The sequence below is a fragment of the Arthrobacter sp. MYb227 genome (assembly GCF_002975435.1).
In the GTDB taxonomy this organism is placed as follows: domain Bacteria; phylum Actinomycetota; class Actinomycetes; order Actinomycetales; family Micrococcaceae; genus Paeniglutamicibacter.
In genome coordinates, this window is sequence record NZ_PCPT01000004.1 from 12,641 (window position 1) to 25,822 (window position 13,182).

The 13,182-nt window shown below is 57.8% G+C and carries 14 protein-coding genes; 5 read left to right on the forward strand and 9 right to left on the reverse strand.

Going from position 1 to position 13,182, the window contains the following annotated elements; all coding sequences use genetic code 11:
* Window positions 1-60: 60 nt before the first annotated feature.
* Window positions 61-1,479: an argininosuccinate lyase gene (gene argH / locus CQ018_RS09945; protein WP_105549858.1), complete on the reverse strand. Its 1,419-nt coding sequence runs from the start codon at window positions 1,477-1,479 to the stop codon at window positions 61-63.
* Window positions 1,480-1,679: 200 nt separating this feature from the next.
* Here argH and CQ018_RS09950 point away from each other — a divergent pair, with 200 nt between their 5' ends.
* The 3 genes from CQ018_RS09950 to CQ018_RS09960 all read left to right on the forward strand — a co-directional run bounded on the left by CQ018_RS09950 (window position 1,680) and on the right by CQ018_RS09960 (window position 3,691).
* Complete coding sequence (locus CQ018_RS09950) at window positions 1,680-2,096, forward strand: ankyrin repeat domain-containing protein (RefSeq protein WP_105549859.1); 417 nt, start codon at window positions 1,680-1,682, stop codon at window positions 2,094-2,096.
* A complete protein-coding gene (locus CQ018_RS09955; protein WP_105549860.1) occupies window positions 2,093-2,893 on the forward strand; it encodes a hypothetical protein in 801 nt (266 codons plus the stop codon). The genes CQ018_RS09950 and CQ018_RS09955 overlap by 4 nt, the downstream gene beginning before the upstream one ends.
* 237 nt (window positions 2,894-3,130) lie before the next feature.
* Window positions 3,131-3,691, forward strand: a complete 561-nt coding sequence (locus CQ018_RS09960) for an O-acetyl-ADP-ribose deacetylase (protein ID WP_105549861.1) — start codon at window positions 3,131-3,133, stop codon at window positions 3,689-3,691.
* A 117-nt stretch (window positions 3,692-3,808) separates the two neighbouring features.
* Here the strand turns inward: CQ018_RS09960 and CQ018_RS09965 are convergent, their stop codons facing one another.
* The 8 genes from CQ018_RS09965 to argC form a co-directional block, all read right to left on the reverse strand.
* Complete coding sequence (locus CQ018_RS09965) at window positions 3,809-4,156, reverse strand: helix-turn-helix transcriptional regulator (protein ID WP_105549862.1); 348 nt, start codon at window positions 4,154-4,156, stop codon at window positions 3,809-3,811.
* A complete protein-coding gene (locus tag CQ018_RS09970; protein WP_105549863.1) occupies window positions 4,108-4,548 on the reverse strand; it encodes an ATPase in 441 nt (146 codons plus the stop codon). Before CQ018_RS09970 ends, CQ018_RS09965 begins: the two co-directional genes overlap by 49 nt.
* Window positions 4,549-4,678: 130 nt before the next feature.
* The gene (locus CQ018_RS09975; RefSeq protein ID WP_105549864.1) at window positions 4,679-5,194 is read right to left on the reverse strand and encodes an arginine repressor; all 516 of its coding nucleotides are present in this window, start codon (window positions 5,192-5,194) and stop codon (window positions 4,679-4,681) included.
* Window positions 5,191-6,159, reverse strand: coding sequence for an ornithine carbamoyltransferase (gene argF, locus CQ018_RS09980; RefSeq protein ID WP_105549865.1), 969 nt, complete (start codon window positions 6,157-6,159; stop codon window positions 5,191-5,193). The genes CQ018_RS09975 and argF overlap by 4 nt, the downstream gene beginning before the upstream one ends.
* A 5-nt stretch (window positions 6,160-6,164) precedes the next feature.
* On the reverse strand, window positions 6,165-7,409 hold the full coding sequence (locus CQ018_RS09985) for an acetylornithine transaminase (RefSeq protein WP_105549866.1): 1,245 nt from the start codon (window positions 7,407-7,409) through the stop codon (window positions 6,165-6,167).
* On the reverse strand, window positions 7,406-8,326 hold the full coding sequence (gene argB, locus CQ018_RS09990; RefSeq protein ID WP_105549867.1) for an acetylglutamate kinase: 921 nt from the start codon (window positions 8,324-8,326) through the stop codon (window positions 7,406-7,408). The genes CQ018_RS09985 and argB overlap by 4 nt, the downstream gene beginning before the upstream one ends.
* 127 nt (window positions 8,327-8,453) lie before the next feature.
* Complete coding sequence (gene argJ, locus CQ018_RS09995) at window positions 8,454-9,632, reverse strand: bifunctional glutamate N-acetyltransferase/amino-acid acetyltransferase ArgJ (RefSeq protein ID WP_105549868.1); 1,179 nt, start codon at window positions 9,630-9,632, stop codon at window positions 8,454-8,456.
* A complete protein-coding gene (gene argC / locus CQ018_RS10000) occupies window positions 9,629-10,660 on the reverse strand; it encodes an N-acetyl-gamma-glutamyl-phosphate reductase (protein ID WP_105549869.1) in 1,032 nt (343 codons plus the stop codon). Before argC ends, argJ begins: the two co-directional genes overlap by 4 nt.
* Before the next feature lie 161 nt (window positions 10,661-10,821).
* Between argC and CQ018_RS10005 the strand changes: the two genes are divergently transcribed.
* Both CQ018_RS10005 and CQ018_RS10010 read left to right on the forward strand, forming a co-directional pair.
* On the forward strand, window positions 10,822-11,790 hold the full coding sequence (locus CQ018_RS10005) for a quinone oxidoreductase (RefSeq protein ID WP_105549870.1): 969 nt from the start codon (window positions 10,822-10,824) through the stop codon (window positions 11,788-11,790).
* Between the two features lie 196 nt (window positions 11,791-11,986).
* On the forward strand, window positions 11,987-13,174 hold the full coding sequence (locus tag CQ018_RS10010; RefSeq protein WP_105549871.1) for an ROK family transcriptional regulator: 1,188 nt from the start codon (window positions 11,987-11,989) through the stop codon (window positions 13,172-13,174).
* The last annotated feature ends 8 nt before the right edge of the window (window positions 13,175-13,182 follow it).

Consider the following 13,182-nt stretch of genomic DNA (forward strand, 5'->3'; position numbering starts at 1 on the left):
CCGTGAAGAGCCATCGGATACCTGTCCGGAGCATGATGCTTTAGTTTGCGTGTCTAAGGATTACTTCTTGGCGAACTCGCGTACCGGAATCAACGCCGCCTTGAGCGCTTCAAGTTGCGCGGCGACGGCAGCTGGGGCGGTGCCACCCTGGGCTGAGCGAGAGTTCAGCGAGCCTTCGGTGGAAAGCACGCTGCGGACCTCCGGGGTCAGGTGCTCGGATATCCCGGCGTATTCCTCATCGGTTAGATCCCAGAGCTCAACCCCCTTGGATTCGGCAAGTTTGACCGCGGCACCCGAGAGCTCGTGCGCGTCGCGGAACGGAACGCCCTGACGGACCAGCCATTCTGCAATGTCGGTGGCAAGCGCGAAGCCCAGTGGCGCGAGCTCGGCCATGCGCGGGGTGTTGAACTTCAGCGTGGCGATCATTCCCGAGACGGCCGGGAGCAGTAGCTCAAGGGTGTCGGTTGCGTCGAAGACTGGTTCCTTGTCTTCCTGCAAGTCTCTGTTGTAGGCCAGCGGCAGCGCCTTGAGCGTGGCCAGCAGTCCGGTCAGGTTGCCGATCAAGCGTCCGGCCTTGCCGCGGGCGAGCTCGGCGACATCCGGGTTCTTCTTCTGCGGCATGATCGAGGATCCGGTGGAGAAGGCATCGTCGAGGGTGACGAAGGAGAATTCCTTGGTGGCCCAGAAGATGATTTCTTCGGAAATACGCGACAGGTCAACACCGATCATTGCGGCAACCCAGGCGTATTCGGCGAAGACGTCGCGGGCAGCGGTCCCATCGATGGAGTTCCAGGCTGCCGAGTTGAAGCCGAGGTCCGCTGCTACGGCATTTGGATCTAGGCCCAGCGAGGAACCGGCGAGCGCACCTGAACCGTAGGGTGATACCGCGGCGCGGGCATCCCAGTCGATGAGTCGCTGGATATCGCGCAGCATGGGCCAGGCGTGTGCCAGCAGGTGGTGTGAGAGCAGAATTGGCTGGGCGTGCTGCAGGTGCGTGCGCCCTGGCATTGCCGCGTTGGGGTGGGCTTCTGCCTGGGCGATCAGTGCGTCGATGGTGGCTAGGACGCCACCGGCGATGACGCGTGCGTGATCGCGCAGGAACATGCGTCCCAGTGTGGCGATTTGGTCGTTGCGTGAGCGTCCGGCACGGAGCTTGCCGCCCAATGCCGCACCTGCGCGTTCGATCAGTCCGCGTTCCAAGGAGCCGTGGACGTCTTCGTCGGAGTCGGAGGCTACGTAGGCTCCGGAGACGACGTCTGCTTCGAGTGTGTCGAGTGCGGCGATCATGCCGGTGAGTTCTTCGGCGTCTAGGAGTCCTGCCGTGTGCAGGACGCGTGCGTGGGCGCGGGAGCCGGCGATGTCGTAGCGAGCTAGGCGCCAGTCAAAGTGTGTTGACTTACTCAGTGCCGCTAGTGCATCGGCGGGGCCGCCGGCAAAGCGTCCGCCCCAGAGTGCGCCTTCGTTAGTTGCCGATCCCATTGTGTGTCCCTTCCGTGCTCCCCGTTCACCGGGGTGCCGGTTCGCTAGCTGTCCAAAACCCAGTGTCTATCCTAGTCCAGCGCGTGTGAGCTGGGTCTAAGGCAACACTGCTTTCTAATACTTATACATAAGTCTACATAAATATTCACAGTTGTTAGACTCATCCGGAATATTTGGGGCAACCCGGTAAGATTTTGCCCATGACTGAAACGAATGACCAGGGCGCATTGACCGATGAAGAACTTGAGTTTTTGCACTCAATTTTTGACTTGGCCCGCGAAGGTGCCACCGAAAAGCTCTTTGCCTTTATTGGCCAAGGAATACCTGCCGATCTCACCGATTCCAAGGGTGACACCCTGATGATCTTGGCTGCCTATAACGGTCATGAGGCAATTGTTTCGGGACTCGTGGAACGCGGGGCCGACGTCAATCGCCTCAACGATAAGGGGCAGGGAGCCTTGACCTGCGCGGTATTCCGCAAAAACGAGTCATTGACTCGCTATCTCTTGAATAACGGTGCGGATCCAAAGCTCGGTGGGCAAAATGCGCTGGCGGTCACCGAGATGTTTGACCTCCCGGAGTTCAAAACGATTATTGAAGAGTTCCTGAGCGCATGACCACACGGCCGCGCATCCTGAAACTTCTAGCCCTTGGCTGTGCGGCCGTCCTCAGCCTAAGTTCATGTTCTGCTTGGGATCCAATCGTTCCAAACCGCCCAATTAAGGATGCAGCGTCTCCGGCACCGACGGCTCCCCCGGGAACCAATCATTCCCTGCAAACTCGTGGCCGCGGAATCCTTGAAACATCGTTGGACTCCCTTGAGGATGCCTACGAAGTCAAGGTCGCTACCACGGGCAGCCTCAACGGGGTTCCTTTCGAATACACGGTCTCGGGAGACTACGAAGAATTCAACACCCAGGCCTACGAAATGCGCCAGGGCCCGGGACACGTCAGCTGGCTTGCCGACAGCTCTACCGGCTCCTACTACGTCAAGGCCAATAAGCAGCACGGGTATCTCATCAACCCCACTGACAACAAGGCTTTCCTCAACGCACTTAGTGAGGATCGTTGGCTATTGCTCCCAGACTCCGAGTATCCTTCGATGATTTTGGTATCTGACGAAATCGACGATCTCACAGATTTTCTAGAGGAAGCAATAGACACCTCCATGTTGGATTATCTGGGCCTTGAGACATTCGAGGGCGTATCAGCCCACCGGTTCAATTCCGCGAATGCAACTTTATGGCTCGCAGCAGATGACTCAGCGCTCCCGCTACGGCTCCAAACAGTTGCTTATGATCCCTATATGCCGATGGTGAGCGACTACCGAGACTGGAACCAAGAAAATTTTCACAAGCTCCCGGAGGACCATGAGATTGTCATACTCGGGAAAGATCCTGCATTTTCTGCGTAGGCACTTTCTATCGCGGGGTGAATCACTCCAAATCAGTACCCATGCTTGATTCAGTCAGGCCTTGTCTTGCCGTAGTGCACTGAGCTTTCACGCAAATATCCAAGTCCCCTAATCATCTACGGTATTAGGGCAGGTAAAGGTTTGCTGATAATTACCTGTTGGTCTCTCCCCAAGATGAGTCAGCGGGCGTATGGTGTTGCTACAAGGCGTTTTCGAACACTGAAGAGGAGCAATGAGATGCAAATCGACATCGTGCAGGCAGATATCACCACGCTGAAGGTTGATGCGATCGTCAATGCTGCAAATCCCTCACTTCTTGGTGGTGGCGGAGTTGACGGCGCAATTCATGCCGCGGCAGGACCCACATTGCTGGCAGAATGCCGCAAAATTCGCAACAACTCCTATCCCGATGGACTCCCCTCCGGGCTAGCTGTTGCCACAGGAGCCGGCGACCTTCCGGCACGCTGGGTCATCCACACCCCAGGACCAAACAAGAACATGGGCCAGACAAGCACCAAGACCCTGGCTAAATGCTTCACCAATAGTCTCTACGTCGCCTCACGCCTGGGAGCAACCTCCATCGCGTTCCCGGCCATCGGCGCCGGAGCCTACGGGTGGGATCCAGCGGAGGTTAGCCGCATTGCGGCACATTCCATCAGGGAATGGTACGAGACCTATAGGCACGTCACCTCGATTCACAAGGTCATCATGGTCGCCTACAACCCAACCATTGAGGAGGCTTTTCATAAGGCCTTCGATGTTCCTCATGCCGAGAGCGAATTAGTGCACGAACACTAGAACCCGCGCCGTCGATAGACCAAAAGAATTGATGCCTCACCCCCTAAACTTTTGGGAGCGAGGCATCAACTCTTTTGTCTGTATGCAGTCAAGGCAAAGAAGGTTTCCGATATGTCTCTAGGTGGCGTTTGCCTCGCGTGGCGCAAACAAACGAATGTACTCGCTGACTGGTGCCAGTCCTTCGGGCAAGATCTCGAAAACAACTTTCTTACCGTCACGGGACCGGCGCAACAATCCGGCCTCCCCCAGAACCTCTAAGTGTTTGGAAACCGCTTGACGACTGATCTGCATGGGCGCCGCAAGCGTAGATGCGCTTTGAAAATTCCGTTCCAGCAACGCCTCAAGTAATGAGCACCTCGTTTCATCGGCCAGAGCCCAAAAAATGCGTCGTGCCGCGATGCGATCGGCCGCAGTGCTCACTCGGGACTCAAGTGGCGCTTTGCTGCCTCCAACTCGACTTTCCACCCTTGAGTGTTAGTTGAAATTACTCGGGCGTGTTCTTCCGGGACAAAACCAGCAAAGCCGCTTTGCATCACCCGCAGGCGTACTCCCCCGGCATTTACCGGTTCAATCCAAAATTCAATCAAGGTATTGGGGACCGGATCATCCCAATCGTCCCCGCCCAATGAACGAAAAACCGCGTAGCGTGGAGCGTCGAGCGTAATCGTTTCGAACTCGAAACGCCCGAAGATTGGGTCGTGGATTACCGTAAAATTCTCAGTGGTTTCAATCTTGTGGCTACTGATTTCACCACCGTTGATAAACCAGCCAGGTTCACTGACTAATTCCCACACATCATCGGCACTGGCATCAATATCGATAGCTGCCTCAATGGCATCTTGAAGTTTTACATCCATGCGACTTTCTCCCCCCCAAACCTTAACAAGCAAAGTCCTTGTGCAACATCATGGTTGCACAAGGACTCAGCGTTCTCAAGGTTTTTAGAGCGCATCCTGGTGAAAGGATTATTTGCTCCGGGAATACACCCTACTGCGGATCCGCCAACGCTAGGAAACGCGCGGCAACTTCTGCCCCGCCATCCACGTCTCTGGTTACCAACATGACGGTGTCATCTCCGGCGATACAGCCAAGAATCTGCGGCATTGTCGAATGATCAATCGAAAGAGCTAAGAAGTTTGCTGCCCCCGGAGGCGTTCGCAACACCACAATATTTCCCGAAGCCTCGGCGGTGACCAAAAGTTCGGCGCATTGTTTGGCTAGCTTTGCATCATGAACTTCCTGGCTGACCCCGGCCCGCGGGCTACGGTCCCCGCCTTCCTGACGCATGGCATAGACCAATCCGCCATCACCACCGCGCACGCGCACGGCACCAAGTTCCACCAGGTCACGCGACAGCGTTGCCTGAGTTACCGCCATGCCTTCTTCTGCAAGCAGTGCGACAAGCTCCGCCTGTGAGCGCACAGTGCTCGTGGACAGGATGGAACTTACCCGGGCCTGACGGGCGATCTTGGTGGTTGGCTGAAAAGACGGGTTGGTGCTCATCGGTCTTCACTGACCCCGGGAACCTGGGCAAGGTTCGATTTGGCAAGCAGCCAGGCCATGATGGCCTTCTGCGCGTGAACGCGGTTTTCTGCCTCATCAAAGACCACAGACTGGGGTCCATCAATAACATCGGCGGAAATTTCATAGCCGCGATAGGCCGGCAGGCAGTGTAGGACTATTGCGTCTTTGGCGGCCTGCGCCATGGCGGCCGAATCAACGGCGTAGTCGCGGAACAGCTCCATGCGCTGCGCCTTTTCATCTTCCTGCCCCATCGAGACCCAGGTGTCGGTGGCAACAACATCGGCACCGGCCAGAGCCGCTGCCACATCGGTGGTCACCAAAACCGAGCCGCCGGTCTGCGCGGCACGAGCTTCGGCCGCCGCAATGATCTGGGCCGAGGGCAGGTAGCCCTCGGGTCCGGAGATGCGTACGTGCATCCCGGCGGTGACTCCGGCCAAAAGGTAGGAGTTCGCCATGTTGTTTGCAGAATCGCCTAGGTAGGCCATGGAGAGTCCGGCCAGGGTTCCCTTGTGCTCGCGCACGGTGAGCAGATCGGCCAGCAGCTGGCAGGGGTGGTAGTCATCGGAGAGCGCGTTGATGACCGGCACCGAGGAGTTCTCGGCCATCTCCTCGAGTCCGGGCTGCGCGTAGGTGCGCCACACAATGGTAGAGACCATGCGTTCAAGAACCTTGGCCGAATCGGAGATTGATTCCTTGTGGCCCAGCTGGGATTCGGCGGAGTTAATAATCAGCGGGGATCCGCCGAGCTCGGCAATGCCCGCGGCAAAAGACACCCGGGTACGCGTGGAAGTCTTATCGAAGAAAACCGCAACGGTCTGTGGTCCGGCAAACGGCGTGTAACCGTACTTGTCCTTTTTCATGGCTAGGGCCAGATCAAGGACCTCGGTCTGTTCGGCCTGGGTCAGATCCAGGTCGGTCAAAAAGTGGCGAACTGTGGTGCTCATAAGACTTACTCCTTGGTGCTTTCTACGGCCGTTGCATACAGCGCAGGAAGTGCCGCAACAAAGGTGTCGAGTTGTTCGATGGTGATAATCAGTGGTGGGGCAATGCGCAGGGTACCTGGACCCGGTGCATTGATAATGAACCCTGCATCCAGCGCGGCCTTCACCACCGCGGGAGCAACCTCGGCGGCCAGATCCATGCCGATCAGCAGACCGCGGCCACGGACCTGCGTGACACATTCAAGGGCAGCAAGTTTGGCACGGACCTGGTCTCCCACGGTGTTGACCTGGACGAGCAAATTCTGTGTCTCAATCACGTGCAGTGTGGCAAGTGCCGCAGCGGTTGCCACGGGGTTTCCACCAAAGGTAGTTCCGTGCTGTCCCGGGGTTAGCAAGGAGGTGTTTTCCGTGCCAAAGACGATCATGGCGCCGATCGGGAAACCACCCCCCAGACCCTTGGCAAGAGTCATGGCATCGGGGATGACCCCCTCGGAGGCAAACCAGGAACCGGTACGCCCAATACCCGTTTGCACCTCATCAAAGATCAGCAGTGAGCCTGCTGCCGCAGTGATCTCGCGTGCCGCGGCCAGGTAACCTGGAGCAAATTCAATGACACCGGCCTCTCCCTGAATGGGTTCGATGAATACTGCTGCGGTGCTTTCATCAACTGCAGCACGCAATGCCTCAATATCCCCTGCCGGAACCCACTGAACACCACCGGGTAGCGGTTCAAAGGGTTCGCGGTAGGCAGCCTTCCAAGTTAGTGCAAGTGCGCCCATGGTGCGCCCATGGAAGCCGTGTTCCAGGGCAACAATTTTGGTCCGTGGAATCTGCTCGGTTCCCGCATTGCGGCGGGCAAGTTTGAAGGCTGCCTCATTGGCTTCGGTTCCGGAGTTGGTGAAAAATACCTTGGATCCCGACGGTGCCGCGCTGATCTGCAAAAGCTTCTCGGCCAAGGCGATCTGGGTGGGGCTGGTGAAGAAGTTTGAGATGTGCCCAAGAGTTGCCAGCTGGGAGGTGATTACCGAGTTCACCAGCGGGTGAGCATGACCCAACGCGTTCACGGCGATGCCGGAGAGTAAATCTAGGTATTCTTTGCCGTCGGCATCCCAGACATGACAGCCGGATCCACGGACCAGCACCTGCTGTGGGGTGCCAAAGACACCCAGCAGTGAATTGTTGTAGCGGGCTAGCAGTTCGCTACCGTGCAGTGATTCTAATGAACCGATTTCTGCTGCAATAATCTCGTTCATGGAAGTTCCTTTGGCATGACTTGGGTTCCGACACCCGCGGAGGTGAAGACCTCAAGAAGCATTGAGTGCGGTTGGCGGCCATCGACGATGTGGGCGCGTTCAACGCCCTCGTCGACTGCCTTGAGGCAGGCAGCCATTTTGGGGATCATTCCCGATTCCAGGCTCGGGAGCATGGCCCGTAATTCTTCGGAATCAAGGGAGGTGATCAGCGAGGATTTATCGGGCCAAGAACCATAGAGCCCTTCAACATCCGTGAGGATGACAAGCTTTGAGGCACCCAGCTCGGAGGCAAGTGCCGCGGCAGCTGTATCGGCATTCACGTTGAGGACCTGACCGGTTGGCTCATCATTTTCATCAACTTCTGGCGCCACAGTTGAAACCACGGGAATCATTCCGGCCGCCAAAAGGTCAAGGATTTGATCTGGCTTGACCCCTGTTACTTCGCCGACAAGTCCCAAATCAACTTCTTTACCATCAATGGTGGTTCCGGTGCGCACCGCACGCAAGAGCGCACCGTCTTCACCCGAGGTGCCCACGGCGTAGGGGCCGTGGGAGTTAATCAGACCGATCAGCTCGCGCTGCACCTGGCCGGTGAGCACCATGCGTACAACATCCATAGTTTCAGGAGTAGTCACGCGCAATCCGCCCTTGAACTCGGATTCGATGCCTAAACGGGTGAGCATCGCATTGATCTGCGGGCCGCCCCCGTGCACGACTACCGGGTTGATCCCCACATGACGCAGGAACACGATGTCTTCGGCAAAGGCTCGACGTAAATCTTCGTTAACCATGGCATTGCCACCGTATTTGATGACCATTGTGGTTCCGGCGAATCGTTGGATCCACGGCAAGGCCTCGATCAGTGCCTCGGCCTTGCGTTGGGCCACGTCCATGGAGGTTGGCTGGGTGTCAGACATGTGTGTTCCTTACTGAAACATGAAAGCGCTGAGCGTCCGGCTCGTTTGGTGCTCAAGGGTGGGCCACAAAGGTTCACATCCTGCGACCCACCGTTGTGCTGCACCGGCCGCTAATTTACTTCGAGAGTTAGCTGCTGTAGGCCGAGTTTTCGTGGACGTAGTCGTGGGTCAGGTCATTGGTCCACAGGCTTGCTTCCTGGGTTCCGGCGTTCAAATCGATTTCGACGAGAACTTCACGGCCCGTGAGGTCAACGAGATTGCGGTCGTCTCCCACACCGCCATGACGGCAGACCTGTACACCATTGATCGAGACGTTCAGCTCATCGGGTTCGAAGGCTGCGGCGGTGGTTCCCACGGCGGAGAGCACCCGTCCCCAGTTGGGATCCTGCCCGAAAATTGCCGTCTTGAAGAGGTTGGAACGTGAGACGGTGCGTGAGACCTCTACCGCGTCGTCCTCGGTGGCCGCGTTGAAGGTACGGATGGTGATGTTGTGGGCCGCGCCCTCGGCATCATTGATTAGCTGCTTGGCAAGGTCAACGCACAGTTCTTTGAGCCCGGTGGTGAATTCGGTGAGATCCGGGGTGGTGCCCGAGGCACCGGAGGACATCAGGATGACCGTGTCATTTGTTGACATGCAGCCATCGGAATCCGCACGGTCGAAGCTGAGTCGGGTTGCTTCACGCAGTGCTGCATCAAGTTGTGCCGCGTTGAGCACCGCGTCGGTGGTCAAGACGACCAACATGGTGGCAAGTCCGGGTGCCAGCATGCCAGCGCCCTTGGCCATTCCGCCGATGCTGTACCCGGTGCCCGCGAAGCCGGCCTGCTTATTGACGGTGTCCGTTGTCATGATGGCGGTTGCTGCGGCGGCTCCACCATCAAATGCATTCCCGGTACCCAGGGCCGCCGCGGCTGCCTCAACGCCGGGAAGGATCTTGTCCATGGGCAGCTGTTCACCGATCAGGCCGGTGGAACAGACTAGGACGTCTCCGCTTGATACACCAAGGATCTTTGCCGCGTGTTCGGCTGTTGCATGGGTGTTGGCAAATCCTTCGGGGCCGGTGCAGGCGTTGGCGCCGCCGGAGTTCAATACCACTACATCTGCGCGTCCGTCGCTGATCGCCTGGCGGGACCAGTGCACCGGTGCGGCGGCGACGCGGTTGGAGGTGAAGACCGCTGCTGCATTGAAGTCCGGGCCAAGGTTCTTGACTACTGCCAAGTCCGGGTTGCCCGAGGTTTTCAATCCTGCGGTGATGCCCGAAGCTTGGAAGCCTGCCGGTGCTGTAATTCCTAGGGGCGCGTTGCTCACGGTGCTACTCCTTCGGCGCCAAGTCCTGCTGTTTCTTTCAGGCCAAGTGCGATGTTCATTGATTGGACGGCGCCGCCGGCGGTGCCCTTGGTCAGGTTGTCGATAACTGCCGAGACGATCACGCGGTTGGCATGCGGGTCAAAGGCAAGCTGGATGTGCGCGTGGTTTGATGCCATGACCGATGAGGTTGCCGGCCATTGGCCTTCGGGCAGCACGTGAACGAACGGCTCGTCCTTATAGGCATTGACCCAGGCGGCTCGCAATGTTGCTTCGTCTACACCGGGCTTGACCTTTGCGGTTGCTGTGGTGAGGATGCCGCGTGGCATCGGGGCCAGGGTTGGGGTGAAGGATACCGATACCGGTTCTCCCGCCGCGGCGGAGAGGCCTTGTTCCATTTCCGGGGTGTGGCGGTGCATGCCGCCAACGCCATAGGGGTTCATGGAACCCATGACCTCTGAGCCAATCAGGTTGACCTTGGCGCTCTTGCCGGCACCCGAGGTTCCGGAGGCTGCGACGATGACCACGTCATCGCCCTCAAGCAGGCCTGCGGCAAAGCCGGGGACCAGGGCTAGTTGGACCGAGGTTGGGTAGCAACCCGGAACGGCGATGCGCTTGGCACCGATAAGCTTTTCGCGAGCGCCCGGAAGTTCGGGCAATCCGTAGGGCCAGGTTCCGGCGTGCGGGGAACCATAGAATTTTTCCCAGGCTTCGGGTGATTCGAGGCGGTGGTCGGCTCCTGCGTCAATGACTAGGGTGTCGGCAGGTAGCTGGGCCGCAATTTCAGCACTGGCCCCGTGTGGCAAGGCTAGGAAGACAACATCGTGGCCGGAGAGCTGTTCAACAGTTGTTTCAACCAGGACGCGATCGGCCAGCGAGTGCAGGTGCGGGGAGAGTTCCCCCAGTCGCTGTCCCGCGTTTGAGTGGGCGGTGATGGCACCAATTGTTACGTCTGGATGGTTTGCAAGCAGGCGAAGGACTTCGCCGCCCGCATATCCACTGGCTCCGGATACAGCTACTGAAATCGTCATAATGAAACTCTACTACGCATTTATGCATGATGGCTAATAAATATTCACAATAGATCGCTACAGCGACGTTACACCACGGGATGAAATCTCGTGGGACCAAGAACAACCTTATAAGGTGGCACCCAAGAGATCACCACCCCCGACACAAGGAGTTCACTCTCATGAGCCACCATGCAATTATCGCCTCTCAAGCCGGCGGACCCGAGGTCTTCGAGCTGGTTTCGCGCGAAACTCCCACCCCGGGCCCGGGTCAGCTACTGATCAAGGTGGCAGCCGTAGGCGTGAACTTCATTGAGACCTATCAGCGCTCGGGTGTTTATCCGGTGAAGTACCCCTTCATTCCGGGCAGCGAAGGCTCCGGGGTTGTGGAGGCTGTGGGCGAAGGAGTCACCGACTTCGCCCCGGGTGACCGGGTAGCCACCAGCGAGGGCGCTAAGACCTACGCGCAATACACACTGCTACAGGCGGAGAAAGCATCACGGGTTCCGGCCGAGGTACCACTGGATCAGGCAGCAGCCCTCCCACTGCAGGGCATGACGGCGCACTACCTGATCAACTCCAGTTACAACGTGAAGCCGGGCGATACGGTTCTCACCTATGCGGGCGCCGGCGGGGTGGGGCTAATCCTCATCCAGCTCTTGAAATTGCGTGGCGCCACAGTCATCACCACAACCTCGACCGAGGAAAAGGCACAGCTGGCACGCGCGGCCGGCGCCGATTACGTCTTGAGCTATGACGAGGTGCCAACACGGGTCCGTGAAATCACTGAGGGTCGCGGTGTCGAGGTTGTCTACGACGGGATCGGCAAGGACACCTTTGAAAATTCCCTTGGAGCCCTGAAAATCCGTGGAACCCTGGTGCTCTTCGGTGGCGCCTCCGGCCAGGTTCCCCCCTTTGACTTGCAGCGCCTCAACGCGCACGGCTCACTCACCGTCACGCGTCCCAAACTCAACGACTTCCTGCTCGATGCCAAGGAACGCGCCTGGCGCTCGGGCGAACTTTTCGATCTTGTCGCCCAGCGCAAACTCGATGTGCGCATTGGAGCCCGTTTCGAGCTAGCCGAGGCCGGTGCCGCTCACACCGCGCTCGAATCGCGTGGAACCACAGGAAAAGTCATCCTCGTTCCCTAGACAACCAAATACGAACAATTCGTCCGGTCGGTGGTGACCGAGGAAAGCTCCGGGCACCACCGTCCGTACTTAACAGCAGAAACATGCATCAACGCCCTCACAAGTGGCTCACAAAGTGTGTTCATAAGATTCGCGATGTAAAATTTCTTGCGTTAACTTCTTGACTGCAAGCGTGTGATCTAGCACGCTTCTACTTATGACCGTCGCCAACCCAAGAGTCAACTCGCCAGTAAACCCGGGTTCACAATCCGCACTACGCTCACGCAATGAACAACGCGTCTTGGCGACCTTACGTACACACGGAACGCTAACTCAAGCGGCCCTGGCACGCTCAACGGGTCTTTCCACGGCAACCATTTCCAATATCGTCAAATCCCTTGCCGCCTCCGGGCGCCTGGATACCTCACCAATCACCAGCGGTGGGCGCCGGGCGCTGGGTGTCACGGTCTTAGAAGAATCCGAGATTGCCGTAGGCATTGACTTTGGGCGCAGCCACATTCGCGTCGTGTTAGCCAGGGCCGGATTCAGACTCGTTGATGAGATCTTTGAGCCACTGCCCATCGGGCACAAGGCCGAAAGTACCATAGCTCGAGCATCAACCATCCTCGATGAATTGTGCGCCAAGAATGGAATCGAGCGCACCCAATTAGTGGGTGCCGGGATAGGAATTCCCGGACCCATAGACCAGCGAACTAAAACGGTAATTCGCGGTGCGATCCTCCCACAATGGGTTGATCTCGACATAAACTCGCACCTTCAAGATGCCCTTGGATTGCCGGTACATATTGATAATGACGCAAACCTTGGGGCACTCGCCCAGATCACCTGGGGCGAACATCAGGAGGTCGCAAATTTATGCTTCCTCAAAATCGGCAGCGGCATTGGCTCGGGACTGATCCTCAACGGCGCCCTGCACTACGGCTTCCTCGGCATCACCGGAGAAATCGGGCACTCCACAATATTTGATCAGGGCCTGATTTGCCGTTGCGGCAACAGGGGATGCCTTGAGACAGTGGCCTCGACGAGCATCATGATCGAGCTTCTGAGCCGCACCGAAACCACACCCATCAGCATCGAGACAATCTTCGAACGGGCATTATTAGGAGACTCGGCAACGCTGCGAGTCATTGACGACCTTGGGGTGGCGGTGGGGCACGCACTTGCCAATGTTGCAAACCTGATCAATCCGGAAGTCATGGTGTTAGGCGGCCCATTAGCCCCTCTGGGCGAGCTACTACTGTCCCCGATTCGTCGCGGGCTGATGCGTCATGCGATTCCCGTGGTTGGCGAAAACACAACACTCTGCATGTCATTACTCGGGGATCGAGCCGAGGCACTGGGTGCCGCAGCACTTGTACTTCGGCAACTCGAGGCGCGCTTGTAGCCAACATT

Bases quoted from the DNA above. Each gene is read 5' to 3' on its own strand.
- CQ018_RS10005 (WP_105549870.1), top strand. From the start codon at position 10,822: ATGAGCCACCATGCAATTATCGCCTCTCAAGCCGGCGGACCCGAGGTC.
- argC (WP_105549869.1), bottom strand. From the start codon at position 10,660: ATGACGATTTCAGTAGCTGTATCCGGAGCCAGTGGATATGCGGGCGGC.
- CQ018_RS09975 (WP_105549864.1), bottom strand. From the start codon at position 5,194: ATGAGCACCAACCCGTCTTTTCAGCCAACCACCAAGATCGCCCGTCAG.
- CQ018_RS09950 (WP_105549859.1), top strand. From the start codon at position 1,680: ATGACTGAAACGAATGACCAGGGCGCATTGACCGATGAAGAACTTGAG.
- CQ018_RS09960 (WP_105549861.1), top strand. From the start codon at position 3,131: ATGCAAATCGACATCGTGCAGGCAGATATCACCACGCTGAAGGTTGAT.
- CQ018_RS09985 (WP_105549866.1), bottom strand. From the start codon at position 7,409: ATGAACGAGATTATTGCAGCAGAAATCGGTTCATTAGAATCACTGCAC.
- CQ018_RS10010 (WP_105549871.1), top strand. From the start codon at position 11,987: ATGACCGTCGCCAACCCAAGAGTCAACTCGCCAGTAAACCCGGGTTCA.
- CQ018_RS09955 (WP_105549860.1), top strand. From the start codon at position 2,093: ATGACCACACGGCCGCGCATCCTGAAACTTCTAGCCCTTGGCTGTGCG.
- argB (WP_105549867.1), bottom strand. From the start codon at position 8,326: ATGTCTGACACCCAGCCAACCTCCATGGACGTGGCCCAACGCAAGGCC.
- CQ018_RS09970 (WP_105549863.1), bottom strand. From the start codon at position 4,548: ATGGATGTAAAACTTCAAGATGCCATTGAGGCAGCTATCGATATTGAT.
- argH (WP_105549858.1), bottom strand. From the start codon at position 1,479: ATGGGATCGGCAACTAACGAAGGCGCACTCTGGGGCGGACGCTTTGCC.
- argF (WP_105549865.1), bottom strand. From the start codon at position 6,159: ATGAGCACCACAGTTCGCCACTTTTTGACCGACCTGGATCTGACCCAG.